At 65.0% G+C, this 25,104-nt stretch carries 20 protein-coding genes; 11 read left to right on the top strand and 9 right to left on the bottom strand.

Going from position 1 to position 25,104, the window contains the following annotated elements; translation table 11 throughout:
- Nucleotides 1–454: 454 nt before the first annotated feature.
- Nucleotides 455–1,369, bottom strand: coding sequence for a D-alanyl-D-alanine carboxypeptidase family protein (locus tag AAIH46_RS20620; protein ID WP_430307935.1), 915 nt, complete (start codon nt 1,367–1,369; stop codon nt 455–457).
- Between the two features lie 196 nt (nt 1,370–1,565).
- On the opposite strand from AAIH46_RS20620, the gene AAIH46_RS20615 reads away from it, so the two are divergent.
- From AAIH46_RS20615 to AAIH46_RS20590, 6 genes are all read left to right on the top strand, one after another.
- Nucleotides 1,566–1,817, top strand: a complete 252-nt coding sequence (locus tag AAIH46_RS20615; protein WP_430307934.1) for an acyl carrier protein — start codon at nt 1,566–1,568, stop codon at nt 1,815–1,817.
- Nucleotides 1,817–3,001 carry an acyl-CoA dehydrogenase family protein gene (locus tag AAIH46_RS20610; protein WP_430307957.1) on the top strand — a complete coding sequence of 395 codons (1,185 nt, stop codon included), beginning with the start codon at nt 1,817–1,819 and terminating at the stop codon, nt 2,999–3,001. The genes AAIH46_RS20615 and AAIH46_RS20610 overlap by 1 nt, the downstream gene beginning before the upstream one ends.
- Before the next feature lie 5 nt (nt 3,002–3,006).
- Nucleotides 3,007–3,915 (top strand): amino acid--[acyl-carrier-protein] ligase, encoded by a 909-nt coding sequence (locus tag AAIH46_RS20605; RefSeq protein ID WP_430307933.1) that lies wholly within the window; start codon nt 3,007–3,009, stop codon nt 3,913–3,915.
- Between the two features lie 4 nt (nt 3,916–3,919).
- On the top strand, nt 3,920–4,906 hold the full coding sequence (locus tag AAIH46_RS20600; RefSeq protein ID WP_430307932.1) for a DUF1839 family protein: 987 nt from the start codon (nt 3,920–3,922) through the stop codon (nt 4,904–4,906).
- A 2-nt stretch (nt 4,907–4,908) separates the two neighbouring features.
- Nucleotides 4,909–7,377, top strand: a complete 2,469-nt coding sequence (locus tag AAIH46_RS20595) for a glycoside hydrolase family 2 protein (RefSeq protein ID WP_430307956.1) — start codon at nt 4,909–4,911, stop codon at nt 7,375–7,377.
- A gap of 111 nt (nt 7,378–7,488) precedes the next feature.
- Nucleotides 7,489–10,086, top strand: a complete 2,598-nt coding sequence (locus AAIH46_RS20590; RefSeq protein WP_430307931.1) for an aminotransferase class III-fold pyridoxal phosphate-dependent enzyme — start codon at nt 7,489–7,491, stop codon at nt 10,084–10,086.
- A 135-nt stretch (nt 10,087–10,221) separates the two neighbouring features.
- Here AAIH46_RS20590 and AAIH46_RS20585 read toward each other — a convergent pair whose 3' ends face one another.
- From AAIH46_RS20585 to AAIH46_RS20575, 3 genes are read right to left on the bottom strand one after another with little or no spacing between them, the layout of a single operon-like run.
- Entirely contained in the window at nt 10,222–13,647 is a 3,426-nt protein-coding gene (locus AAIH46_RS20585) for an error-prone DNA polymerase (RefSeq protein WP_430307930.1), read from the bottom strand.
- Nucleotides 13,644–15,155 (bottom strand): Y-family DNA polymerase, encoded by a 1,512-nt coding sequence (locus AAIH46_RS20580; RefSeq protein ID WP_430307955.1) that lies wholly within the window; start codon nt 15,153–15,155, stop codon nt 13,644–13,646. Before AAIH46_RS20580 ends, AAIH46_RS20585 begins: the two co-directional genes overlap by 4 nt.
- On the bottom strand, nt 15,109–16,035 hold the full coding sequence (locus tag AAIH46_RS20575) for an ImuA family protein (protein WP_430307929.1): 927 nt from the start codon (nt 16,033–16,035) through the stop codon (nt 15,109–15,111). The genes AAIH46_RS20580 and AAIH46_RS20575 overlap by 47 nt, the downstream gene beginning before the upstream one ends.
- Nucleotides 16,036–16,203: 168 nt before the next feature.
- Between AAIH46_RS20575 and AAIH46_RS20570 the strand changes: the two genes are divergently transcribed.
- Nucleotides 16,204–16,650: a metallopeptidase family protein gene (locus AAIH46_RS20570; protein WP_430307928.1), complete on the top strand. Its 447-nt coding sequence runs from the start codon at nt 16,204–16,206 to the stop codon at nt 16,648–16,650.
- Nucleotides 16,651–16,691: 41 nt separating this feature from the next.
- On the opposite strand, the gene AAIH46_RS20565 is transcribed toward AAIH46_RS20570, so the two are convergent.
- On the bottom strand, nt 16,692–17,519 hold the full coding sequence (locus AAIH46_RS20565; protein ID WP_430307927.1) for a helix-turn-helix transcriptional regulator: 828 nt from the start codon (nt 17,517–17,519) through the stop codon (nt 16,692–16,694).
- Between the two features lie 96 nt (nt 17,520–17,615).
- On the opposite strand from AAIH46_RS20565, the gene AAIH46_RS20560 reads away from it, so the two are divergent.
- Nucleotides 17,616–18,509, top strand: coding sequence for an SDR family oxidoreductase (locus AAIH46_RS20560; protein ID WP_430307926.1), 894 nt, complete (start codon nt 17,616–17,618; stop codon nt 18,507–18,509).
- A gap of 96 nt (nt 18,510–18,605) precedes the next feature.
- Here AAIH46_RS20560 and AAIH46_RS20555 read toward each other — a convergent pair whose 3' ends face one another.
- Nucleotides 18,606–18,812 carry a DUF1737 domain-containing protein gene (locus AAIH46_RS20555; protein WP_430307925.1) on the bottom strand — a complete coding sequence of 69 codons (207 nt, stop codon included), beginning with the start codon at nt 18,810–18,812 and terminating at the stop codon, nt 18,606–18,608.
- Nucleotides 18,809–19,714, bottom strand: coding sequence for an HpcH/HpaI aldolase/citrate lyase family protein (locus tag AAIH46_RS20550; RefSeq protein WP_430307924.1), 906 nt, complete (start codon nt 19,712–19,714; stop codon nt 18,809–18,811). Before AAIH46_RS20550 ends, AAIH46_RS20555 begins: the two co-directional genes overlap by 4 nt.
- 112 nt (nt 19,715–19,826) lie before the next feature.
- Here AAIH46_RS20550 and AAIH46_RS20545 point away from each other — a divergent pair, with 112 nt between their 5' ends.
- The 3 genes from AAIH46_RS20545 (at nt 19,827) to leuB (ending at nt 22,084) form a co-directional block, all read left to right on the top strand.
- On the top strand, nt 19,827–20,075 hold the full coding sequence (locus AAIH46_RS20545; protein WP_430307923.1) for a hypothetical protein: 249 nt from the start codon (nt 19,827–19,829) through the stop codon (nt 20,073–20,075).
- 127 nt (nt 20,076–20,202) lie between these two features.
- The gene (gene leuD / locus AAIH46_RS20540) at nt 20,203–20,808 is read left to right on the top strand and encodes a 3-isopropylmalate dehydratase small subunit (RefSeq protein ID WP_430307922.1); all 606 of its coding nucleotides are present in this window, start codon (nt 20,203–20,205) and stop codon (nt 20,806–20,808) included.
- 166 nt (nt 20,809–20,974) lie between these two features.
- Nucleotides 20,975–22,084, top strand: a complete 1,110-nt coding sequence (gene leuB, locus AAIH46_RS20535; RefSeq protein WP_430307921.1) for a 3-isopropylmalate dehydrogenase — start codon at nt 20,975–20,977, stop codon at nt 22,082–22,084.
- 111 nt (nt 22,085–22,195) lie between these two features.
- On the opposite strand, the gene AAIH46_RS20530 is transcribed toward leuB, so the two are convergent.
- Together AAIH46_RS20530 and AAIH46_RS20525 are read right to left on the bottom strand one after the other, a co-directional pair.
- Nucleotides 22,196–24,088 (bottom strand): polysaccharide biosynthesis protein, encoded by a 1,893-nt coding sequence (locus AAIH46_RS20530; protein ID WP_430307920.1) that lies wholly within the window; start codon nt 24,086–24,088, stop codon nt 22,196–22,198.
- An 81-nt stretch (nt 24,089–24,169) separates the two neighbouring features.
- Entirely contained in the window at nt 24,170–25,102 is a 933-nt protein-coding gene (locus tag AAIH46_RS20525) for a UDP-glucose 4-epimerase family protein (protein ID WP_430307919.1), read from the bottom strand.
- Nucleotides 25,103–25,104: the final 2 nt, after the last annotated feature.

Raw genomic sequence — 25,104 nt, 5'->3', positions numbered from 1 at the left:
CGGGACAGGCCCGAGGATGACGGAGTGTGCGGTTAAGGCTGGTGGCTGGTGGCTGGTGGCTGGTGGCTGAAGGCTGAAGGCTGAAGGCTGAAGGCTGAAGGCTGAAGGCTGAAGGCTGAAGGCTGAAGGCTGAAGGCAGGTAGCGAATTCTTAGGCGTTGCATCAAGCTATCCGGCCACTGGCGTCACACCGCTGACGCTCATGAGCGTCATCACGCCGATGCTGCGCAACGACGCCTAGTCAAGCAGCGGTGGAAGTGCGGACCAGCCGTCGCCCCGGCGGGTGCGGGAACGATTGGTGGCAGATGCAGGCTGCTTCGCATCCCCTCCGCCGTCGACCTCGGGAGAAGCGTCCCGCTCTGACGCCGTCATCCTCGGGCCTGTCCCGAGGATCTAACAGCGGTCGAATGTTTCCCTGAGTGTCAGGCTGACGATGCGCCTCATCGGGCGGGTGATCAATACAATCCGACCGCGCCAGATCTCACGCCGGCAGCACCGATCGCGACCCCTGCACCGCCACCACCGGCTCCCATTCCCGCGCCTGCGCCAGCGCTGGCACCCGCCCCTGCACCCCCACCCAGGTACTGGCGGAACAGCTGCACCATCCGCTGGTCGCGTGCCTTGTCGGTCGGATAACCCATCACCACGCCGACATAGCGCCGGCCGCCCTGACGCACCGAGGTCACGACATTGTAGCCCGAGGCGCTGGTATAGCCGGTCTTCAGCCCATCGACGCCGGGATAGAGGTCGAGCATGTAGTTGTGCCCCTTCAGCGGCTTGCCGCGGAACTGCGCCGTGCGGGTGGAAAACAGCGCGAACTGTCGCGGAAAATGGTGCATCAGCGCCATGCCCAGCACCGCCATGTCGCGGGCGGTGGTGAGCTGTCCGTCGGCGGTAAGCCCCGTCGCATTGCGGAAGGTGGTGTTCGGCATCTGCAGCTGGCGGGCCTTCGCCGTCATCATCTTTGCAAACGCCTCTTCGCTGCCGCCAAGCCGCTCGCCCACGGCGATTGCCGCATCATTGGCCGACAGCACGATCATTCCGGTGATCGCCTCGCGCACGCTGACCGTGCCACCCGGCGCAACGCCGAGCTTGTAGGGCACAGTGCCCGCCGCACGCGCCGAGACCGGGATCTTCTCGTCGAGGCTGAGCCTGCCCTTCGCCAGCGCCTCGAAGGCGAGGTAGAGCGTCATCATCTTCGTGAGCGAGGCTGGCCGGTTGAGGACGTCGGCATGGTCGCCCTGGATGACCGTCCCGGTCGCCGCATCCACGAGGATCGTCGCCTGACGCGCTTCGGCGATGCCGGCACCGGCAATCGACAGGATCGCCACCAGCGTCGCAAGCTTCGGCACACCGATCATCTTCTTCATCCCCGTATAGCTTGAACCAGTACCGGCCAATGCCATGCACATAGGGCGGTTTTTCGGCACGTCGCGAAGTCGAACGGGGCCTTCGCTCAAATTCGAACGAGTCCCGCTAAGACTTCTTCACCACCCTATTTAGCGCTTCCTTATGCTTTCTCGACTAAGAATTGTCCGTCAACACGAATTACAGCGGGAGAGGCCGATGAGCGAAACCATACGCGAGATCCTGAGCAAGGTCGGCGGGCTGCCGGTACCGGTGAGCGACCTGGCGGATGATGCCGATCTCTACGCGGCAGGTCTTTCGTCCTTCGCCTCCGTGCAGGTAATGCTGGCGATCGAGGAGAAGTTCGACATCGAGTTTCCCGACAACCTCCTCAACCGCAAGTCTTTTGCCAGCATTGCCGCGATCGACACGACGGTCGGCCAGATCCTCAAGGCGCAAGAGGCCGCATGATGAGCCTCGTCGCCTTCGCCCCGCAGGCCGAGAGCCTGACACAAAGGGCACAGCGTGTCGCGGCAATCGCCGCACGCTCTGCCGATGATGTGGATCGCGCCGGACGTTTCCCGCGCGAGGCGGTGGAGGCGATGAAGGCAGAGCGGCTGCTCGGCATCCAGGTTCCCGCAAGCCATGGCGGCGAAAGCGCGACCCTGGTAGAGATCGCCGAGGTCTGCACCATCCTCGGACAGGCCTGCGCCGCCTCGGCCATGGTCTTTGCCATGCATCAGATCAAGGCATCGAGCCTCGTCGAGCACGGCGAGGAGAGCGCCTGGCACGGCGCCTTCATGCGCGACGTCGCCGAGCGCCAGCTGCTGCTCGCATCGGCAACCACCGAAGGCGGGATCGGCGGCAACCTGCGCAATTCGATCTGCGCCATAGACATCGACGGCGACACCTGCCGGCTGGAAAAGGACGCCACCGTCATTTCCTATGCGACCGAGGCTGACGCCATCCTCATCACCTCGCGGGCACACGCGAATGCGGCTCCAAGCGACCAGGTGATGACGGTGTTCCTGAAGCACCAGTATACGCTGGAAAAGACCACCGACTGGGACACGATCGGCATGCGCGGCACCTGCTCGGAAGGTTTCCGGTTCCGGGGCGCAGCGCCTGCCGAGCAGATTTTCCAGAAGCCGTTCGCCGAGATTGCCGCCCAGAGCATACTCGCCACCTCGCACCTGTTGTGGAGCGGCGTGTGGTACGGCATCGCCGCCGATGCGGTGGCCCGCGCCCAGAGCTTCGTGCGCGCCGCGGCGCGCAAATCGGCCGGCACCGTTCCGCCGGGTGCCGCCCATCTTGCGGAAGCGGTGAACCTGCTGCAGCTGGTGCGCGCCAATTTGCTCTCCGGCCTGAAGACCTATGCGGATGCCCGCACCAATCCGGATCGGCTGTCATCGATGGCATTTGCGATCGCCATGAACAACGTCAAGATCGCCTCTTCCGAGACCATCCTCGACATCATCAACCGGGCGCTGATGGTGTGCGGCATCATGGGCTACAAGAACGGCACGCCGTTCTCGCTTGGCCGCCACCTGCGCGACGCGCACTCGGCGCGACTGATGATCTCCAACGACCGCATACTCGGCAATACAGCCACGATGCTCCTGGTGCAGAAACCAGAGATCAGCCTTTTGGGGTGACCGCGATGGACATGCAGACCAGCTTTCTCGACCGCCTGTTCGACACGGGCCTTCTGATCGAAACCGGCGTCGACGGTCTTTACGGCCGCAGCGGCGAGTTCGAGGACGTTATCGCCGCCTTCGAGCGGTTGATCGACCGCTTCGGCGGACAAGACGGGGCCGAGGGCATGCGCTTTCCGCCCGGCATGAACCGCGCCTTCTTCGAGACCAGCGGCTACATGAAGAGTTTTCCGCAGCTCGCCGGCACCGTGCATTCTTTCTGCGGCAACGATCTCGACCATATGAGCCTGCTGAAATGCATGGAAGTCGGCGACGACTGGACCAAGGGCCAGGAAGCCACCGATATCGTGCTGACGCCGGCGGCATGCTACCCGCTCTACCCGACGGTTGCGCGGCGGGGCGCCCTGCCGATGGGTGGCAGACTGTTCGACCTGCAGAGCTACTGCTTTCGCCACGAGCCTTCCAAGGATCCGGCCCGCCAGCAGCTGTTCCGCATGCGCGAATATGTCTGCATGGGCACTGAAAGCCACGTCACCGATTTCCGCCAGAGCTGGATGGACCGCGGCGTCGAGATGATGAAGCAGGTCGGCCTCAACGTGACGATCGACGTCGCCAATGATCCGTTCTTCGGTCGCGCCGGCAAGATGATGGCCAACAACCAGCGTGACCAGAACCTGAAGTTCGAGCTGCTGATCCCGATCACCTCGGTCGCCAACCCGACCGCCTGCATGAGCTTCAACTACCACCAGGACGCGTTCGGTACGAAATGGGGCCTGAACCTCGAAGACGGGAGCGTGGCGCATACCGCCTGCGTCGGTTTCGGGCTGGAGCGCATCGCGCTGGCGCTGTTCCACACGCACGGCCTGGACGTGAAGGAATGGCCAGAGGCAGTCCGCAAGGTGCTCTGGGGCTGACCACATGACACGCGTCTTCGACGGCCTTGAGCCGGCTATCCATGTGCCGCACGATCTGCATGCCGGCGATCGCATCTGGCCGGAGACCAACTGCTACGTCGATCTGTGGATCGAGGTTCTGAAGGCACATGGCGTGGAGCCGCTGGCGATGCTGGGTTTCACCCTGACGCAGGCGTTCGAGGGCGACCAGTTCACCTTCTTCAAGGTGCCGCTGGAGGATCTGGAAAGCCTCTACGACATCCGTGTCACCGAACTAGCGATCTTCGACCGGGTCGAGGCGCATGTGGCGACCCAGATCGCCCGCGGCCGCCTGTGCCTGGTGGAGATGGACAGCTTCCACATGCCGGACACCCGCGGCGTCGCCTACGGCATCGAACACGGCAAGACCACCATCGGCATCAACCGTCTTGATCTTGATGCCGAGGAACTCGACTATTTCCACAATGGCGGCTTCTTCCGGCTGTCGGGCGAGGATTTTCGCGGCCTGCTGCAACTCGATGCCGGTGCCGACGCCCTGCCATTCCTGCCCTATGCAGAGTTCGCCAAATTCCCGGCCGAGCGGACGAGCCAGGCGCATCAGCGCCGGATGGCGGAGACCCTGCTAGGGCGGCATTTCGGCCGCCGTCCGGACGAAAATCCGGTTCGCGCCTTCGCCGGGGTGTTTCCCGAGCAGGCGCAGAGACTGGGGGAGCGTGACTTCGCCTTCTTCCACAAATACGCCTTCAACACGCTGCGACAGCTGGGTGCCAATTTCGAGCTTCTGGCGGCGCATCTCGCCTGGCTTGGCGAGGGGAACCGTTTTGCCCTCGCCACAGCCGAGGCCTTGAAGATCGCCGAGACGGCAAAAAGCGTGCAGTTCCAGCTGGCTCGGGCGCTCACCCGCAAGAAGTTCGAGGCACTGGCGACCGCGATGGATCCGGCCATCAACGCCTGGGAGCGGTTGATGACGGAGCTTGAGAGCACATTGCAGGATATGCGGGACGCGGCGTGACCCTGATTGAAGCCATTGGCGCGGACGTTGTGAGGCTCAGTGACGGCTGGACGGTGTCGACCACGCCGCCTGGCCTTCATGCCGCTCCGCCCGATGATGACAGTGTGCGGGACGCGCTGCCGGCAATGGTGCCGGGAACGCTCGCCGGTGCCCTGGAGCGTGTCGGACGGTTCGACCGCACACGACCCGACAGCCTCGAAAATCTGGATGCCTGGTACCGCGTGACGCTGAGTGAACCGCCGGGCGCGGCGATCCTGCGCTTCGAGGGACTGGCGACCATTGCCGAGGTTTTCCTCAACGGCGAACGAATTCTCGAAAGCCAAAGCATGTTCGAGAGCCATGATGTGCCCGTCCTGCTGACCGGCGCGGATCGGCTAGCCATCTGTTTTCGCGCGATCGGACCGCATCTGGAGCGAAAGGGCCCGCGTGCCCGCTGGCGGCCGAAGATGATGCGCAGCCAGGGTCTGCGCATGCTGCGCACCACGGCGCTGGGCTTCATGCCCGGCTGGTGTCCGGATGTTGTAGCGGTCGGACCCTGGCGGCCGGTCTCGCTGATCCGGCTGGCTCCCTTTCGCATCGGTGATCTGGTTCTGCACAGCCGGCTCGACTCTGATGGAACCGGTCGGCTGTCGCTGTCCTTCAGCGCCGACCACACATCCGGCCAGCCGATGCTGCTTGCCTGCGCAGGGCAAACCGCGGAGCTGGAGCGTCATCCGGATGGCCGCTGGACGGCGGAATTGCGCCTGCCGGGCATCGCGCCCTGGTGGCCGCTCAGCCATGGCACCCCGGCGCTGCATGCGGTGACGCTGACGATCGACGGGGCGGTGCACGATCTCGGGCGCACGGGCTTTCGCCGCATCGACATCGACCGCGGCCAAGACGGCCGCGATTTCGCGCTCATCGTCAACGGCGAGCGGATCTTCTGCCGCGGCGCCGTCTGGACGACGGCCGACATCGTCGACCTGCCCGGCACCCGCGCCGCCTACGAACCGCTGCTTCGCCAGGTCGCCGAGGCGGGCATGAACATGATCCGTATCGGCGGGACGATGGCCTACGAGAGCCGGGACTTCTTCGAGCTTTGCGACGAGCTGGGCATCCTAGTCTGGCAGGACCTGATGCTTGCCAATTTTGATTATCCGGTGGCCGACGAGCCGCTGATGATTCACGTGAAAACTGAGCTAAGCCAATTGCTTGCGCGCCACGCCGCGTCGCCGTCGCTGGCGATCCTCTGCGGCGGCAGCGAGATGCACCAGCAGGCCGCCATGCTCGGCCTGCCGGAGCGGACCTGGCGCTCAGAGCTGACCCGTGACCTCCTGCCCGAGCTTTGCGCCGCCATGCTGCCGGGGCTTTCCTATGTCGAAAATTCGCCGAGCGGCGGCGCCCAGCCATTTTTCCCTGGCGAGGGCGTCGCCCACTATTACGGCGTCGGCGCCTATCTGCGACCGCTGGAGGATGCCCGCCGGGCAAACGTACGGTTTGCGGCCGAGTGCCTTGCCTTCTCCAATGTTCGTGACGGCGAAACCCTCGACGCGCATCTGCCGGTACCGGCCGTTCACGATCCGCGCTGGAAGGCGCGGGTGCCGCGCGACCCCGGCGCCAGCTGGGATTTCGAGGATGTGCGCGACCATTACCTGGCGCTGCTTTACGGCGAGGATCCGGCGCGCCTGCGCCGCGAGGACGTCGATCACTACCTTGCGTTTTCTCGAGCGGCGAGCGCCGAGGTGATGGAAGCGACGTTTAGCGAATGGCGGCGGCCGGGCTCGACCGCCAACGGCGCCCTGGTCTGGACACTCAAGGATCTGCTGCCGGGCGCAGGATGGGGCCTGATCGATGCAACGGGCCGGCCGAAATCGGTATGGTATGCGCTGAAGCGGGCATTCCGACCGCTGCAGGTGCTGCTGTCTGACGAAGGCACCAATGGCCTCGAAGTCCATGTGATCAACGAGACGGCAGTACCGAAAAGCCTGGTGCTCGACCTCGCCTGCCTGCGCGACGGGCGCACCAGTGTCGTCTCCGGCCGCCGCGAACTGACGCTTGCACCACGCACCAGCCAGACGCTTGCCGCCACCGACCTGTTCGGCGCTTTCTTCGACACGACCTACGCCTATCGGTTCGGCCCGCCGGCGCATGACGTGACCGTCGCATGGCTGAAGGATGCCGCAACCGGGGCCGTCCTTGCCGAGGCCTTCGACTTTCCCGCTGGCCGTACGGCAGCTTTCCACGATGCAGAGATCGAAGTGACGCTCGAGCGGCTGGACGCGGGATCCTGGGCGCTGGACCTCTTCACCGATCGCCTTGCCCAAAGCATATCCATCGCCTGCAATGGATACCGCAAAAGCGATGACGGCTTTCACTTGGCGCCGGGCATGAAGAAGCGGGTGGTGCTTGAGCCGATAACGCAGGATGGCACCGATCGCCTGCCCGAGGGCAGTGTCGCTAGCATCGGAAGCCGACGGAATATGCGGTTCTGATCGCGAATAGTTCCTGTTCCTCAGCCGAAGCGACGTCAGATTGTGTCGAGACTATGGACGCAGCCGGCTAACGCGCTACTCTCACAGGGAAATTCATGAGCGGGGACTGAAATGGCCGACGTCGACACCGACGAGATGCAAGAGGTAGCCAAGCCGACGGTCTGGCCGGGTGCGGACGTCTTCCTTGCCGATCACTACGGCCTGTCCGGTGATCTGGAGCCATTGGAAACAGATCCGCCGTCCTTCCTGCTGCGCTATGAGGAGGTGACGTGCCGGCTGCAATTCGGTCGTGAACCGGATGAGCTCGAACAGTTCCAGACGCGGACGGAGCTTCTCAGCCATATCCATGCCGAGTTCGGACGGGTGCAGGCACCGCGACCGCTGGAGGCCATCGACGGCTCTTCGATCGTCTTCTATGAGGCGACTGACGACCATGATGCCGGCTTTGCCATCGTCTATGCCCATCCGCCGGGCGAGGCGCCGAACCGTGGCGCCACCCGGGACACAGCAGCCCGCCAGCAGCTCGGCCTGTTTGCGGCGCGGCTCATTCGCGACCTGACGGCGGCGCAGGATGCTGTTGGCCGGGAGAAAGACGAAGAGGACGACGCCAGGGTGGAGCAGCCGCCGCTGATAGCCGCGAGCGATCTGCGGCAGGCAGGCCCGGTCGTCGTCAGGCTGTTGCGCGACGTGTCCGATCCGGCAGTGCGCGATCCGATCGCAAAGGCGATGGTGACTGCGCTGCGCCAGGTCCAGCCGATCGGGGCCGATCTGCGCGTCCAGCTGATCCACCACCACCCGGCCGGCAAGGATCTTGTCGGAGAGGCGCAGGAGGGACCCTGGGTGCCGACCGGTTTCACCGATCCTGCAGCCCTCGGTGATGGCTGGATCGTCGCCTCGCTTGCTGCACTCTGTGCCGATCTGATCGACGAAGACGGTGACGGGGCGCTGGCGATCCTGCCGGCGGTTGCAGCCTTCCATGCCGAGCTGCCGCTGCAGGAGACCGAACTCAAGGCGCTCTGGCCGCTGACAATCGTCCAGATGGGCCTGAACCTGGCGGCGATGGAGCGCTGGGAAGCGATGGCGCCCGGTGAGGCGACAAGGCAAGCCCTGCTGCAGGCCAGACGGCTGTTCGAGGTGGCGCTTGGCGTGCACCCGGCCTTCATGCATGCGGCCATTCTGGACTGCCTCGACTGGCCGCTGGCCGACGAGCCAGCGCTTGAACGGCTGCTGCCGGAGATCGATCCGGACCTCATCCGGCTCGTCGACCTGTCTGCCACCAGCAGCCTGCTGACGGAAGGCAACTGGGAAGATCCGGAGGTCGACTGGCGGCTGCTGGCGCGCATCGCCTGGGACACCAAGATGGGCGCAACGCGCTACGGCGAGTACCGGATGTCGCGCGCCTTTGCCGCCACCGGCCCGGAGGCCGACAATCTCGCTTTGCATGTCGATCTCTGCGTGCCGGCCGGAACCGTGGCAGTGGCGCCGTTCGGCGGCATGGTGCGCCATACCGGCGGCAGGCTGTTGCTGACCGGCAAGGAGGCAAGCCTGCACCTGGAGGGTCTGGACACCATTCTGGCGGACGGAACGGCACTTTTTGCCGGAGACCGGCTGGGCGTGGTGGCGGGTGCCGAGGGCTCCATCGGTGGCCTGCGCATCCGGCTCGGGCGGGAGGCGGAGCTTTTGCCGCCACTGTTTGCAACGCCGGCGACCGGCAGGCTGTGGAAGCGTCTGTCGCTGTCTCCGTCGCTAATCCTCGGGCTTGACGTCGATGCTCCGGAAGCCGGCAGCACCGCCTATGTCCGCGGCTGGCGGGAGCATGTGTTCGACCCGCTCGGTTTCGGATCCATCGATCTGTCGGGTGCCGCCGGGCTTCTGGGCCACGGCCACCCGGCGCTTGCCGAGGCGGCCTACCGGCAATGGCTGATGATCAACGGACTTTCCGGCACGCCGGCGGAAATGGAATTCCAGGCGGCGCTGCTGCAGCGCATGCCGGGCGAGCTGGATACGATCATTGCCCTCACCGACGAGGCGCAGGCGCTGGAGCTGGCGGTGCAGCTGGGCGACAGGCTGTATCCGCAGGACGAGGCGCCGATCATCGCCGACGAGCGGCGCACCGGGTTCGGCCGCACGGGCGACGCGTACTGGGCCTTCGAGCGCGACGGCGTGACGCCGGATATCGTTGTCACTGGCTCTCCTGTCGCCGACGAGCGGCTGGCAGCCGTCATTCTGCGCCGGTCGGTGCTGCCGGAAGATCTGCAGCTGCCGCGGCCGGATGCGAGTGCGGTGGCCTGCCGTATCGGCACGGCGGTGATCGATGCGCTGGAGGAGCCGCAACTGCGGGAGACCGCACGGCAAGCCTCCGCCGAGTTCATGGAGCGGCTGCGAGAGCTTCAGGCGCGGGCATCGGACGCTTTCGTCATCGAGGGCGAGGGATTGTCGCTAGATCTGGTCTTCGAGGCCGGGGATGCCCGTGCCGTGGCAGACGGGTTGGCCGGGCGCCGGGTTCTCGTTCAGTCCATCGCTGGCGATCGATTGCGGCTGACCGGGCCGCTCTGCCTGTCGTTGGCCAGCATAGACCGGGTGGCGACTGCTCTGGCGCAGGTGCTCGGGCTTCCCGAGCCGGAGCCCGAGGAACCGCCCGAGGAACCGGACGCGGCGGACGAGCCGCCGACTGCACCGTCCGACGAAGTGTCTCCCGCCGTGGTCTGACGGCAGAGGCAGAGGCGGACAACAACCGGTGCGTCGGGCGGATCGGCGGGCTCCGGCAGTCAAGCCTGGAGTGCCCGGAGATCGGATCATGTTCCCGGCTCTCCCGCCGCTCGCGATATGTTGAGCCTGGTCGGCCTAGTGAAAATTGCGACCCTTCGGCAGCACCCGGGCATTTTCCGTGAAGCCGGCCGAGCGGCTGGGTGGGCTCTGCGGCCCTGGAGGCGGTGGCGCCTCAGTCGGCGAGAAACTGGTGGGCACCGCACGGCCCTTCTGCCGCTCCTTGCGTTCGCGCGCATCGAACCCGCCTTTCAGAACCTCGTCGGCTCTTTCGCAAAGACCGAAGCGACGCTCGTCCTGCTGCAACAGCCCGAGCATCGGCGTCAGGTCCTCGATGTGATCGACGATGACGTGGATGACCTCGTTCTCGCGTTGCAGAAGGCCGCGGATGCGCACCAGGCGGGCGGCCATTACCACCGGCCGGTAGGCGGCAAACACTTTTGGCTTGACGATGGCGTTGGCAACGCCCGTCTCGTCCTCCAGCGTCATGAAGATCACCTTGGCGGTGCCCGGACGCTGGCGGATCAGCACCAGGCCGGCGATCTCCACCCTGCGGTTCTTCGGCGCCGTGCGCAGCGTTTCCGCCGTCACGATTCGCCGCGCCGCAAGCTCCTGACGCAGAAATGACAGGGGATGCGCCTTCAAGGACAGCGACAGGCTGCGGTAATCCTCGATCACCTGCTCGCCGGGCGGCATGTCCGGCAGGCTGACCGTCGGTTCCTTCTGCAGGTCGTCATGGCCCGCTCGCTCGAACATCGGCAGGCTTTCCGTTGCATTGCGGACATCCAGCGCCCGCACCTCCCAGAGCGCCTGACGCCGGTCGATGCCCATCGACCGGAAAGCATCGGCCTCCGCCAGCCGCTCGATCGCCGCCCGGTTGAGGCCTGACCGCAGCCAGAGCTCGCGGATCGACCGGTAGCCTGAGCCGCGATGGGCGACAAGTTTTTCGCGGATCTCCTTCTCCGGCAGCCCCTTGATCAGCCGGAAGCCGAGCCGCACCGACCGGTTGGAGCGGATGACGTCGCGCATCTGCCGATGCTGCCCGGACAGCGCCCGCGGGTTAAAGCCGCCCCCCGCCTCCAGCAGCGCATCCCAGTCCGACAGATTGACGTCGACCGGGAGCACCTCGACCCCATGCTCGCGCGCATCGCGCACCAGCTGCGACGGGGCATAGAAACCCATCGGCTGGGCGTTCAGGATCGCCGCCAGAAAGACATCCGGATAGAAGGCCTTGAACCAGCAGGAGGCATAGACCAGCAGCGCGAACGAGGCGGCATGGCTCTCCGGAAAGCCGTATTCGCCGAACCCTTCGATCTGGCTGAAGCAGCGTTGCGCGAATTCCGGATCGTAACCCCGTTCGATCATCGTGTTGACCATCTTGTCGCGGAAATGATGGATGGTGCCGGTGCGCCGGAAGGTCGCCATGGCCCGGCGCAGCATGTCGGCCTCGCTCGACGAGAACTTGGCGGCGGTAATGGCGATCTGCATCGCCTGTTCCTGGAACAGCGGCACGCCGAGCGTCCGCTCCAGCACCAGCTTCAGCTCCTCGCTCGGATATTCTATCTTGACGCCGTTGCGCCGCTCCTCGCGCCGCTTGAGATAAGGATGCACCATATCGCCCTGGATCGGCCCGGGACGGACGATCGCCACCTCGATCACCAGGTCGTAGAAGACCCGCGGACGCAGGCGCGGCAACATGCTCATCTGCGCCCGGCTCTCGATCTGGAAGACGCCCACCGTATCGGCCCGACAGATCATGTCGTAGACATCATCCCTATGGTCGGCGAGGATCGACGGCAGGGTCGCCTGCACCCCGTAATGCCGCTCCAGCAGGCGAAACGCCTTGGCAAGGCAGGTCAGCATGCCAAGCGCCAGGATATCCACCTTCAAGAGGCCGATGGTATCCAGATCGTCCTTGTTCCACTCGATCATGAAGCGATCGGGCATGGCCGTCGGCATGATCGGCACGATCTCGTCGAGACGATCGCGGGTGATGACGAAGCCGCCGACATGCTGCGTGAGATGGCGGGGAAAATCCATCAGCTGCTGGGCATAATCCAGCACCCGGCGGGTGAGCGGATCCTGCGTGTCGAGACCGGCCCCCTTTGCCTCACGTTCCGACAGCCCCTCCGTCGACCAGCCCCAGACGGTGCTGGACAGCGCCGATTGCACGTCTTCCGACAGGCCGAAAGCCTTCGCCACCTCGCGGCCCGAGGAGCGGGTGCGGTAGCTGGTAACGGCTGCAGCGAGGCCCGCATGCTCTTTGCCGTAAGTGCGGTAGATGAACTGGATCACCTCCTCGCGCCGCTCGTGCTCGAAATCCACGTCGATATCCGGCGGCTCGTCGCGCTCGGTCGACAGGAAGCGGGCAAACAGCAGCGAGGATTTGCGCGGATCGACATCGGTGATCCGCAGGCAGTAGCAGACGGTGGAATTGGCGGCCGAACCGCGCCCCTGACAGAGAATACCCTGGCTGCGGGCAAACTCCATGATGTTGCGCACCGTCAGGAAGTAGGCTGCGTATTCCTTCTGGCGGATCAGCTGCAGTTCCTCGACGATCTGCAGGCGCAGCTTTTCGGGAATATCATTGCCGAACCGCTCACGGGCACCGGCATAGGCCAGCCGCTCCAGCGTTTCGGATGGCGTCTCGCCGTCGACACGCTCCTCCGGGTAGTTGTGCTTCAGTTCGCGCACCGAAAACGTCAGCTGTTCGAAGAAGCGAACGGAATTTTCCACCGCCTCCGGATAGCGGCGGAAGATGCCGGCCATGCGCGAGGCGGCTTTCAGGTAGCGCTCGGCATTGGCGGCAAACCGGAAACCGGCCTGCGGCACTGTCACGTGCTCGCGGATGGCGGTCACCACATCCGAGAGCGGCCGCCGTTCCGGATGGTGGTAGAGCGGCTGGTTGGTGGCGATCAGCGGCATGCGGCATTGCCGCGCCCATTGGGAGAAACTGGCAAAGGCGAGCGAATCCCGTCCGTCATACTCAGCCGACAGCGCCAGATAGCAGGCTTTTGAAAACCGCGCCCGCAGCCGGGCGAGAAGAGCCGGAAAGGCGTCTGCCGCCGCCTGGTCGTCGAGCAGGGTGCGGCCCGGCAGGACCGCCAGCATTATGTCATCCCCCCATTCCAGCAGGTCGTCGAGGAATAGCAGGCACTGGCCCTTCTCGCTGCGCAGGTTCCCCTGGCTGAGCAGTCGGCAGAGATGCCCCCAGCCCTGGCGGTTGCGGGGATAGGCCAAGACATCGGGCGTGCCGTCGGCAAACACCAGCCGGCAGCCCGGCTGCACCTTGAGATCGGCACCGTCCTCCAGATCGCGCAGCTGCGCATGGGCACGCACCACGCCCGCCACCGTGTTGCGGTCGGCGATGCCGAGGCCCGACAGCTCGCCATGCCGCCGCAGCTCGGCCGCCGCCTGCACCATCTCCTCCGGATGCGAAGCGCCCTCAAGGAAGGAGAAGTTGGTGCGCGCGCCGATTTCGCAGAAGGGCGGCGGGGCCTTCATGCGAAGATGCCGTGCATGAACCAGCGCGGGCTAGCGAGCTGGTCGTAGAGACCCTGCCGGTAGACCCAGAAGCGCTGGCCACTTTCCGATTCCAGCCGGAAATAATCCCGGGTCGGGGCCGTCTCGCCGTCCAGCCACCATTCGGCAGCCAGCCGCTCCGGCCCCTCTGCGCGCAGAACCTTGTGGGTGAGCCGGCGCCAGCGGAAGCGGATCGGCGGCCCTTCCGGCACCTCCACGGCAAAGGTCTCCAGCGGCTCGGGATGCGAGAAGAGCCGCAAGGGACGCTCCTGCACCGCAGGCATTGCAAGCGGGGCCGCCTCCGGCATCCGCCGGCGCTCGGTGACATGATCGAGCGCCGGCATCGCCAGCACCGCCCGCTCGGGAATATGGCTTTCGCGCAGCTGATAGGTCTGCAGACAATCCGGCCCCAGACGGGCCGACACCTGGTCGACGAAATCGCTCAGCGACAGATGCTTTCGGTCGTCGCCGGTAAAATCGCCCTGCAGCGTCTCGAAGGGTTCATCGCGCAGGACGTTGAGCCGCAGGATCTCGAAGCCGAAGCCGGCCTCCAGATCGTCGTGCAGTGCCTTCAGCCGTTCGGCGAACAGGCGGGCGATCCGCCCGGCATCGCGCAACGGTCGCGAGGCACCGGCCCCGATGCGAAAGACCTTCCCGTCGACCCGGAACAACACCAGTTCGAACACCCGCCCGCCGGCGCCGCGCGCCTCAAGGCTCGGCTTCAGGGCCTCCGCCACCTGTTCGGCGAGCCCCAGAATATCCTCTTCCGCCTGGATCGGCTCGGCGAGCTTGCGCTCCGCCGACAGCGCCGCCACCGCCCGGCGCGGCGAGATCGCCTCCTCGTCGGCACCGGTGGCCTGATCGAGCCGCAGCAGCAAATGTGGCCCGAAGCGGCGGGCAAGCGGCGCCCGCGGCGCCTCCAGGAGGTCACCCACCTGCTTCAGCCCGACCTTGCGCAGCGACTGCACGACGCTCTCCTCGATCCTGAGCGCGGCGACCGGCAGCGGCGCCAGCACGCTTTCGCGCGCCTCGTCGTCGATGATGCGGCTGCCGTCGAAACGCGCCACCGCCGAAGACAGGCCGGGCGAGCCGGAGATCACGCCGCGCACCTCAAGACCCATCTGCGTCAGGCGGGCGCGGATTTCCTCCAAAAGCTTCGCCTCGCCGCCGAACAGATGGGCACAGCCGGTGATATCGAGAAACAGCCCGTCGCGGCCTTCCAGCGCCACCAGCGGCGTGAAACGGTCGCACCAGTCGGCAAGCGCCTCGAGGAACCGCCGATCGGCCGCCTGATCCTCTTCCACGACGATGACGTTCGGGCACATCGCCCGTGCCTCCGCCAGCCCCTGCCCGCATTTGAGGCCGATCGCCTCCGCCTCGGCATCCAGCGCCGTCAGGCGCATGGCATTATCGCGGCGCCCGGCGCAGACGAAGGGAGCGTCGTCAGGACGCCCGGTCGAACGCCAGGATAGACCCCATCGCCGCCGCAGGATCCGGTCCGTCGACAGCCGCGGAAAGAACAGCGCCAGGATGCGCTGCCGGCTGCCGCGCAGACTGAGCGTGGTCTGGGCGATCGGCGATGAAAAATTGGCGGTCATGGGAATTCCACTCCAGATGCAGGGAGAGCGGAGCCGGATTGCGGCTCTTCTCCAAAGTCAGACGGAAGACCGAGGAGCCGATGCTGCCGCCGAGCATGGATCCATCGGGAAGACGTCGTTCGGACGAGAGTGCCGGCTCGACGAGGAACCGGAAGAGCGCGCTGGACGCCTCTTCCTCGCCGGCATGTCTCAAAAGCAGAAGCGGCCGCCCCGCCGCCTTTGCCCTTAAGCTGAGCCGCCGGCTTTCCGTCAGGCCGAAAGCCTTCGGATTGCCACGGATTTCAAGAAGGGTGGCGGAAAAGACGCCGCTGGCAAGGGCCGCTTCCGCCAGCCACAGCGCATCCTCCAGCCGGCCCGGCAGCGCATGGTAGAAACGCCGGATATCGAGCCCGAACCCCTTCAGCCCGACCGGATAGGCAAGCCCCGCCTCCAGATGCGCCACCCTGTCGGCGATCCACAGCACCGGAAGTGGCTCGCCCGGCGAAGCCTTATGGATGCGGGCCGCCAGTGCCAGGACGAAGCCGCTGGCCGAGCCGGCATTGCGGAACCCCGGGCTGCGGATCTCGGTGATGCCGTCGAGCGGCAGTCCGCCGTCGAGCGCCGCATCGAGCGGCTCAACCCCCAGCGGCAGCAGGGCCTGCGGATCGCGGTCCTTTGCTTCCAGCGCTTGCGCCTGCGCGGCAGCCAGGGCAGGAAGCGGTTTGCCTTCCAGACGGGCAATCGTTTCGCGCAGGGCAAAAACAGTCTCCTGCGCCAAGGCAGATCGTGCCATGACGTCAGCTCCACTCGATGTTCACTTTATGTTCTTATAGATTCCCGAGCTTCCCGAAAGAGTCAACAGGGGCGGCCACCCGATTCTTGTGAGCGCGCGCCGGAGGCTTGAATCCGCACTCGAAAATTTTTGCCGAAAACCTTATATGGTCAGGAAAAAGGAGCAGACATGGCCCGTGCCGACCAGACCGATGATTGGCGGGATCGCCACGCCCCGACCATCAGCACGTTCGAATCGCTGGCGATCGAGGCCTATGGCTCATTGCCGGAGGAATTCCGTGCACTGACCGGCAATCTCACCATCGAAATCGAGGATTTTCCGGACGACGACATCTTCGAGGACATGGCGCTCGAGACCCCCTTCGACCTTCTCGGCCTGTTCGAAGGCCGCGGTATTTCCGAACGTTTCACGGTGGAAACCGGCGAACTGCCCAACCGCATCCGGCTCTACCGCCGGCCGATCCTCGATTACTGGGCCGAGAACGACGAAACGCTGGGCGACATCATTACCCATGTGCTGATCCACGAGATCGGCCACCATTTCGGCCTCAGCGACGACGACATGGAGCGCATCGAGGAAAGCGCTGAAGAGGCCACCGACCGCACCGGAGACTGACCCCACAGCCAGTCAATGCGCGCCGGTGGTCAAGCCGGCATTCAAGGCGTGGCGTTGATGAGCACGCGGAAGCGTTCGGCTTCGGCATCGGTTGCCGGATTGTAGACGATCATTCCGAGATCCGGACGGCCATCGATGGCGAAGCTCGAATATTCCAGTTCGATCGGCCCCAGGACCGAATGACGGATGCGCTTGGTGCCTTCTCCATAGCTGTTGACCGTGTTGTCGTTCCACAGTGCCGCGAAATCCGGGCTCCGGCTGCAGAGTTCATCCACCAGCTGCCGAACTTCCGACGAGGCACCGGCACGCGCCGCATCGGCCCTGAATGCACCAACGACGAAGCTTGCCACGCCATCCCAGTCGAGCTGTTTATCGCGGATGGACGGGTTGCAGAAAACCTGCCGCAGAATATTGCGCTCGCCGGGCGGCAGCTTGCCGTAATCCGTCAGGATGACGGCGGCGGCGCGGTTCCAGGCCAGCACGTCCCAGGTTGCCGTCTTCACCAGCGCCGGGCTCACCTCCAGCGCATCGATCAGCCGCTGAAGACGGGGCGTCACGCCGGTCGGTGCCTTGTATTTGACCTGCGGCGGATGGCCGAGGCTCAGCATGAACAGATGCTCGCGCTCCGGCTCGGTCAGCATCAGCCCCCGGGCGATGCGGTTCAGAACGTCGGCGGACGGCGCCCCGCCGCGCCCCTGTTCCAGCCAGGTGTACCAGGTGGCGCTGATATTGGCACGCTGTGCCACTTCCTCGCGCCGCAGACCCGGCGTGCGCCGGCGACTGGATGAAAACCCGAAACTCGCCGGATCAAGACGGCCGCGCAGGTCGCGCAGGTACCGGCCGAGCGGATTGTCTGCTTCTTTCAACATCACGGATCCTGTTAGCTGTTATACCAGGATAAGCTCACTACTTTAACAGGATAGAGCCTAGGCCTAGAAACGCCGCGAAGCAACTAGGAGAAGATCATGCGTGTGTTTCTAACCGGCGCGACCGGGTTCATCGGCTCCCACATCATCCCGGAACTTCTCGGTGCCGGCCATCAGGTTCTCGGCATGACGCGCTCTGAACGGGGAGCAGCCGCACTGGAGGCCGCCGGCGCCGAGCCTCATTACGGCGATATCGACGATCTCGACAGCCTGCATCGCGGCGCCGCCGCCTGTGACGGCATCATCCATACCGCCTTCGACCACGATTTTTCCAACTATGCGGCAAACTGCGCCCGCGACCGGTTGGCGATCGAGACGCTTGGCTCGGCGATCGAGGGATCGAACCGACCGCTGGTCATCACGTCGGTGACGGGTGCGGGAACTGTGACGGCCGGAGAACCGGCCCTGGAGGATCATCTCGATGTGAACCATCCCAATCCGCGCATCGTCTCGGAACTGACGGTTCAGGCCCTGTCGGAGCGCGGCGTGAACGTTTCGAGCGTCCGCCTTTCGCAGATCCACGACACGGTGCGGCAGGGGCTCGTGACGGAAATGATCGCGCTTGCCCGCCGGACCGGCGTTTCCGCCTATATCGGCGAAGGGCTGAACACATGGTCGGCGGCTCACGTGTCCGACACCGTGCGGCTGTACCGGCTGGCGTTGGAAACGCCGAGCTCCGGAGCGCGCTATCACGCGACGGCAGAAAGCCGCATCACGCTGCGCGACATCGCTGCGTCCGTCGGCAAACGGCTCGACCTGCCGACTGTCTCCATTCCCCAAGGCGAGGCGCCGGCGCATTTCGGCTGGCTGTCGGCTTTTGTCGCAAGAGACATGTCCGCATCGAGCGCCCTGACCCAGCAAAGGCTGGGATGGACGCCGGTCGGCCCGGGTCTGCTGGAAGACATCGAAGCGCTCGAGAGCGAGGCCGCTTGACGGAGGCGGAGGCTTCGGACGGCCGGTCGGCGGATATCCGAAGCCTTGGTTGTCATCCACCCCGAACGAAGTGTCGCGCGGGGTGGACATCGACGATTACTGTTCGCCGAGCTTCATGCTCGGATCGTAATCCTTGCCCTCGACGGTCTTCACCACCGCCTGGCCGCAATACATCTTGTTTTCGGCCGCGTTGAAGCTGTGGCTCGGCGAGCCGTGCAGGTCCCAGCCCTTGTTCAGGGCATCGGTGACGCGGTGGCAGAACGCCGAATCATCGGGTCCTGTGAGGAAACGGTAGACTTTCATGGGTTGGCCTTTCTTTCTGCGATGCGGCGCGCCTGGGCGACCAGCGCTTCAGCCTGCACGAGGTGAAGACGCTCGACCATGCGGCCATGGAGGTTGATGACGTTGAGGGAGGCCGCTTCCGGCGCCGCGAAGGCGGCGATTACCGCCTCGGCTTCGGCGAGCGCTTCGGGCTCCGGACCGAAATGGCGGTTGGCCGCGTCGATCTGCGCCGGATGGATCAGCATCTTTCCGTCGAAGCCCATGTCGCGGCCTTGGGCGCACTCGGCCTCGAACCCTTCCGCGTCGCGGAAATCGTTGAACACGCTGTCGATGACGCCGAGCCCGTAGGCGCGCGCCGCAAGCACCACCGGCATCAACAGCGGCACCAGTGTCTGGCGCCCGGCGCGCGGCGGGATACCGGTCTCCTTGCGCAGGTCGTTGAGGCCGACGACGAAGGCATCGAGGCGCGGCGCAGCACCTGCCCGGGCCGCAGCCACGGATCCTGCACTGAGCACGCCGAGGGCGCTTTCCATCATCGCCCAGATGCGCAGATCAGAGGCGGCGCCGGCTCTATCCAGAAGACCCTGGACAGCCTCCACATCGGCTGCGGTATCGACCTTGGGCAGCGCCACCGCATTCGGCGAAAGCTCCAGCACCAGGTCCAGATCCGCGCGACCGAACGCGCTGTCCAGCGGGTTGATGCGGATCACCGCCTCCCTCTCGCGCAGCGGATTGTCGCGAAACAGCGCGCGCAGATTGTCCCGCGCCCGCTGCTTGTCATCGAGCGAAACGGAGTCTTCGAGGTCGAAGATCACACCGTCGCAATCCAGCGCGTGGATCTTGTCGAGGGCCCGCTGATTGATGGAGGGAACACTGAGCAGCGAACGCCGCAGGGGCGTGACGGTCGGCAAGGGGATGGTCATCGCGACTTTGTGACAAGCTTTATGATGAGGCGCAATAGCGCAGCAAGGCAAAGCCTCTTGCAACATTCAAGAGAAAGGACCACATTTCCCACAGAAGAAAGGCACTCACATCATGCAAAACATTCGCGCGCTCTTCCTCGGCCTCATCGGCATCGCCGCAATCTCCGCCCTGGTGGTGCTGACAGCTTCGCTGACGCTGGCCTTTGCCGGCATGCTGGCTGTGTTTACCGTGGTGAAGGCGCTGACGCCGCGCCTCAAGCCGGTGCCGGTTCGTGCCAGGGCCAAGTGCGCCGGACATGGCGCCAAGCAGCAGGACATGCGCGTCTGGAACGACGGACGCGGCACGATCATCGATCTCTGAAGGTCTGACCTCCCTTTGCCAGGCGCCGGCGCGACCGCCGGCGTACCGTTTGACGGCAATGTGGACTTCAATTTTCCGAGGATCTGGTCTATTGCAGCTTCCGCAACACGTCTCGCGGAGGCAGATCATGGATAAATTCGTCAAGCTCACCGGCGTTGCCGCGCCGCTTCCGGTCGTCAACATCGACACCGACATGATCATTCCGAAGGATTACCTGAAGACGATCAAGCGCACCGGTCTCGGAAAGGGCCTGTTCGCCGAAGCCCGCTACCTCGAAGACGGCACGCCCAATCCCGATTTCGTCCTCAACAAGCCCGCCTACCAGGGCGCCAAGATCCTGGTTGCCGGCGACAATTTCGGCTGCGGCTCGTCGCGAGAGCACGCACCCTGGGCGCTTCTCGACTTCGGCATCCGCTGCGTCATCTCCACCTCGTTCGCCGACATCTTCTACAACAACTGCTTCAAGAACGGCATCCTGCCGATCGTCGTGTCCAAGGACGACCTCGACAAGCTGATGGACGACGCCTCGCGCGGCGCCAATGCCGTTCTGTCGATCGACCTGGAAGCCCAGGAGATCAGCGGTCCGGACGGCGGAACGATCACCTTCGACATCGATCCGAACCGCAAGCACATCATGCTGGAAGGCCTCGACGACATCGCAACGACGATGAAGAGCGACAGCGCGATCGCCACCTTCGAAAACAAGATGCAGACCGAGCGGCCCTGGCTCTGAGCCACGCTGCCGGAGCGCCTGACGAGATCAGGCGCGCCACCGGTCCCGACCACACCCGTCGCCGCCTCGTCCGCCGCAGGCGCGGACGTCAGGGTCTGGAGGACGCAAAGCCGCGACACGCGGTGCATGACGGCAAGCCTGCCGACGCTCAAGGATATCCAAGCACATGTCTCATTCGCTCTTCCTTCTTCCTGGTGACGGTATCGGCCCGGAAGCGATGGCCGAAGTCGTCAAGATCATCGACTACATGAACAGCGTCATGAATACCGGCTTCGTCACAGAACAGGGCCTGGTCGGCGGATGCGCCTATGACGCGCACGGCGAGGCGATCTCCGAAGACGACATGGCCAAGGCGATGAAGGCCGATGCGGTGCTGTTCGGCGCCGTCGGCGGCCCGAAATGGGATGCCGTGCCCTACGAGGTACGCCCCGAAGCCGGCCTCCTGCGCCTGCGCAAGGACCTGGAACTGTTCGCCAACCTGCGCCCGGCGATCTGCTATCCGGCGCTGGCCGACGCATCGTCGCTGAAGCCGGAACTGGTGGAAGGCCTCGACATCCTGATCGTTCGCGAACTGACCGGCGGCGTCTATTTCGGCGAACCGAAGACGATCACCGATCTCGGCAACGGCCAGAAGCGCGCCGTCGATACGCAGGTCTACGACACCTACGAGATCGAGCGCATCTCGGGCGTTGCCTTCGAACTGGCGCGCACCCGCAAGAACGCCGTCTGCTCGATGGAAAAGCGCAACGTCATGAAGTCGGGCGTGCTGTGGAACCAGGTGGTGACCGAAACGCACAAGGCGAAATATGCCGACGTGAAGCTGGAGCACATGCTGGCCGATGCCGGCGGTATGCAGCTGGTTCGTGCGCCGAAGCAGTTCGACGTCATCGTCACCGATAACCTGTTCGGCGACATGCTCTCGGACGTGGCGGCGATGCTGACCGGTTCGCTCGGCATGCTGCCGTCGGCCTCACTCGGCGCTCCCGACGGCAAGACCGGCAAGCGCAAGGCACTCTACGAGCCGGTGCACGGTTCGGCGCCCGACATCGCCGGCCAGGGCATCGCCAATCCGATCGCGATGATCGCTTCTTTCGCCATGTGCCTTCGCTACTCGTTCAACATGGTGAGCGAGGCCGACCGCCTGGAGAAGGCGATCTCCGACGTTCTGGACAAGGGCCTGCGCACCGCCGACATCATGAGCGACGGCAAGACCCGGGTCGGCACGACCGAGATGGGCGATGCGATCCTTGCGCAATTCCAGGCGCTCTCCGCCTGAACGATCCGACGCACGCAGCACGATGCCAGCGCGCCCCGCACTACGGGGCGTTTTGCTGTGTGAATGACTTGAGAGAATATCCACGGTCGGCTTGCCGGGAGCCACAGGCAATCAGGTCTCGCCCTGTTCCGCCTGCGACCCCATGCCGATGAAGCCGAACAGCACGTTGCGTGCCGCCTGCTCGTCCGCCGCCGACACCGCATCCCGCAGATCCTTGCAGGCATCGACGATGTTGTGATGGGCGATCGCGGTCGAATCGGCGCGCAGGATTTTTGGATGCTGGGTCTGCAACGCGTTTGCCATGTCGTAGAAGAGTTCCTCGAACATCTTCTCGCCCGGGCGGCTGCCGGTGACCTGGATCTCGATGCCGCCCGTCGGGTTTTCGGCATCACGCACGGTGAAGCCGGCAAGCCGGATCATGTTCTCGGCCAGATCGCCGATGCGCACCGGTTCGCCCATCTCGAGCAGGAAGATGTCGCCGCCATTCGACAGTGCGCTCGACTGGACGATCAGCTCGGCCGCTTCCTGGATCGACATGAAATAGCGGCGCATCTCGGGATTGGTGACGGTGACCGGACCGCCCTGGGCGATCTGCTGCTTGAACAGCGGCACGACCGAGCCGTTGGAGCCGAGCACATTGCCGAAGCGGACGGCGCAGAAATGCTGGCTGCGGCCGAGCCGCTGCGCCTCCAGGGCCATCTGCCGGACGATCAGCTCCGCCCAGCGCTTGGTGGCGCCCATGACGTTGGTCGGCCGCACCGCCTTGTCGGAGGAGATCAGCACGAAGTCCGAGACATTCTCCTCGAACGCCACCTTGGCAACGGTCATGGTGCCGAAGATGTTGTTCTCGATGCCTTCCAGCGCATTGGCTTCCACCAGCGGCACATGCTTGTGGGCGGCCGCATGGTAGACGACCTGCACGCCCTGCCCGCGGATCGCCTCGCGCACCCGCGCCTCGTGGGTGATCGAACCCAGAACCGGCACGATCTCGCAGCGCGCCCCCTGCAGTTCGCGGTCGATCTTGTAGAGGGCGAACTCGTTTGCCTCAAACAGCACGAGCCGCTTCGGCTTCCACTGGACGATCAGCCGGCAGAGTTCCGAGCCGATCGAACCGCCGGCACCGGTAACCATGATGACGCGGTCTTCAAGAATGCCGCCAAGCAGTTTCGGATCCGGCGGCACGAAGGAGCGGCCGAGCAGCTCGTCGATCTCGATCTCGCGGATCTGGTTGGCGAGGTACCGACCATCGACGAGGTCGCTGATATCCGGGACGGTGCGGATCTTGACGCCAAGGCCGCTGATGCTGCCGATGACACTCTGCCGGCGGTCGGCGGAAATCGAAGACAGCGACAGGATGATTTCCTGCACGCCGTATTGCTCGATCAGCCGCGGCAGGTTGGCAGGATTGTAGACGCGGTAGCCACCGACATCGCGCCCGTGGTGATCGGAATCCTCGTCGATCAGGCCAACGACAAAACGGTTACCCGTTCCCCTAAGCGCCGTCGCCAGCTGCACGGACGATGTGCTCGCACCGTAGATGAACACCGGCTGCTCGTCGCGACGCATGCCCGTGCCGTGGCTGAGAACCACCTTGGCGGCGAACCGCGAGCCGCCGATCAGCGCCGTGCCGATGGCGAAGTAGAAGAACGGCACCGACCGCGGAACGACGCCGCGCCCCGACATCTCCATCAGGAAGACGACGATGATCCAGATCATCGTGGCGATACCCATGGCCCGCAGGATGGTCCAGATGGCGGTATCGGGCAGGTAGCGGATGACCGCGCGGTAGAGGCCGAGCCGGATGAAGATCGGAATGGCGATGACCGGCGCGATCAGCGACAGAACGACGCGCTCCTCGGTGATGACCGGCATCCAAACGGCATAGCGCAGCGCGTAGCTTGCCCAGATGGCGACGATCAGCGCCAGCGCATCGAAGGCGACAAGGATGACGCGCTTCCAGAACCGTGGCAGGGTCTCGATCGTACAGCGGAGCAGGTTGATCATGTCCTGCCGGACCTAAGCCATGTGCATGGGGCCGCCGGGGCTTTCCGCCACGGGCGCGCGTCTGGTGCGAATATACCCCGATCAACCAAGCAGGCGTTCCCCATCGACGGTCCGGCGCAGTCCCGCCTCGACCGAAATCGGCGGCGTCCAGCCCAGCAGTGCGTTGTTCTTGGCTATATCCACCTGCAGATTGCTAAGCAAGCGCTGGCTATGGGACTGCCGTCCGACGAGCGCCGCAAACCGGTGCATCAGGACGGGCGGGATCGGCAGGCCGTAACCCTTTCGACCTTGCAGCCGCGCCAGCCTTGAAAACAGCGCCTGCGTCGACAGGTCTTCGCCGTCGCTGGCGAGAAAGGTCTCGCCGGCTGCCTGCGGATGGCGAGCTGCGACGATCAGCAGCTCGGCAAGGTTGTCGACGAAGACCAACGAGCGGCGGTTGTCGCAGGCACCGAACGGCGACGGCACGCCGCTGCCGGCCCAGCGCATCAGCAGCCGGAAATTGGCACCCACGCCCGGTCCATAGACGAGCGGCGGGCGAATGACGACGATCTCGAGCCCGGTCTCGCGGCCGAGCACCCGCAGGGCCGCTTCGGCTTCGGCCTTGGAGATACCATAGGCATCCTGAGGATCTGGGGCATCGTCGGGTCCAAATGCCTGCCCCGGCTCCGTCATCTCGCCGTTGACCTTCACGGAACTGACGAAGACGAAGCGCCGCACGCCGGCACGTGCTGCCTGCCGGGCAAGGTTCAGCGTCGCCTCGACATTCATCTGCCGGAAGGCGGACATCGGATCGGTGGCGCTTTCGTGCATGACATGCACCCGGGCGGCCAGATGGATGACGCAGTCGACGCCCGACAGGGCCCCCGACCAATCGGTTTGCTGCGAGATCGCGCCGATCGCGACATGGTCGGGACGTTGATCACGGCTGACGGGCCGGCACGGCAGGCCGCGGTCCTGAAGCATCCGGACCAGATGCCGCCCGACGAAGCCCGTCGATCCCGTGACCAGTATCATGC

Source organism: Rhizobium sp. 0TCS1.26, assembly GCF_050455525.1.
Lineage (GTDB): Bacteria > Pseudomonadota > Alphaproteobacteria > Rhizobiales > Rhizobiaceae > Neorhizobium.
The sequence above is the reverse complement of the archived record's forward strand: the minus strand, read 5'-3'. Positions and strand labels throughout refer to the sequence as shown.

Excerpts from the sequence above, each read along its gene's own strand:
- AAIH46_RS20575 (WP_430307929.1), bottom strand. The coding sequence starts at position 16,035 with ATGGCACGATCTGCCTTGGCGCAGGAGACTGTTTTTGCCCTGCGCGAA.
- AAIH46_RS20525 (WP_430307919.1), bottom strand. The coding sequence starts at position 25,102 with ATGATACTGGTCACGGGATCGACGGGCTTCGTCGGGCGGCATCTGGTC.
- AAIH46_RS20605 (WP_430307933.1), top strand. The coding sequence starts at position 3,007 with ATGGACATGCAGACCAGCTTTCTCGACCGCCTGTTCGACACGGGCCTT.
- AAIH46_RS20615 (WP_430307934.1), top strand. The coding sequence starts at position 1,566 with ATGAGCGAAACCATACGCGAGATCCTGAGCAAGGTCGGCGGGCTGCCG.
- AAIH46_RS20560 (WP_430307926.1), top strand. The coding sequence starts at position 17,616 with ATGCGTGTGTTTCTAACCGGCGCGACCGGGTTCATCGGCTCCCACATC.
- AAIH46_RS20565 (WP_430307927.1), bottom strand. The coding sequence starts at position 17,519 with ATGTTGAAAGAAGCAGACAATCCGCTCGGCCGGTACCTGCGCGACCTG.
- leuB (WP_430307921.1), top strand. The coding sequence starts at position 20,975 with ATGTCTCATTCGCTCTTCCTTCTTCCTGGTGACGGTATCGGCCCGGAA.
- AAIH46_RS20570 (WP_430307928.1), top strand. The coding sequence starts at position 16,204 with ATGGCCCGTGCCGACCAGACCGATGATTGGCGGGATCGCCACGCCCCG.
- AAIH46_RS20620 (WP_430307935.1), bottom strand. The coding sequence starts at position 1,369 with ATGAAGAAGATGATCGGTGTGCCGAAGCTTGCGACGCTGGTGGCGATC.
- AAIH46_RS20550 (WP_430307924.1), bottom strand. The coding sequence starts at position 19,714 with ATGACCATCCCCTTGCCGACCGTCACGCCCCTGCGGCGTTCGCTGCTC.
- AAIH46_RS20590 (WP_430307931.1), top strand. The coding sequence starts at position 7,489 with ATGGCCGACGTCGACACCGACGAGATGCAAGAGGTAGCCAAGCCGACG.
- AAIH46_RS20600 (WP_430307932.1), top strand. The coding sequence starts at position 3,920 with ATGACACGCGTCTTCGACGGCCTTGAGCCGGCTATCCATGTGCCGCAC.
- AAIH46_RS20555 (WP_430307925.1), bottom strand. The coding sequence starts at position 18,812 with ATGAAAGTCTACCGTTTCCTCACAGGACCCGATGATTCGGCGTTCTGC.
- AAIH46_RS20545 (WP_430307923.1), top strand. The coding sequence starts at position 19,827 with ATGCAAAACATTCGCGCGCTCTTCCTCGGCCTCATCGGCATCGCCGCA.
- leuD (WP_430307922.1), top strand. The coding sequence starts at position 20,203 with ATGGATAAATTCGTCAAGCTCACCGGCGTTGCCGCGCCGCTTCCGGTC.
- AAIH46_RS20530 (WP_430307920.1), bottom strand. The coding sequence starts at position 24,088 with ATGATCAACCTGCTCCGCTGTACGATCGAGACCCTGCCACGGTTCTGG.
- AAIH46_RS20585 (WP_430307930.1), bottom strand. The coding sequence starts at position 13,647 with ATGAAGGCCCCGCCGCCCTTCTGCGAAATCGGCGCGCGCACCAACTTC.
- AAIH46_RS20610 (WP_430307957.1), top strand. The coding sequence starts at position 1,817 with ATGAGCCTCGTCGCCTTCGCCCCGCAGGCCGAGAGCCTGACACAAAGG.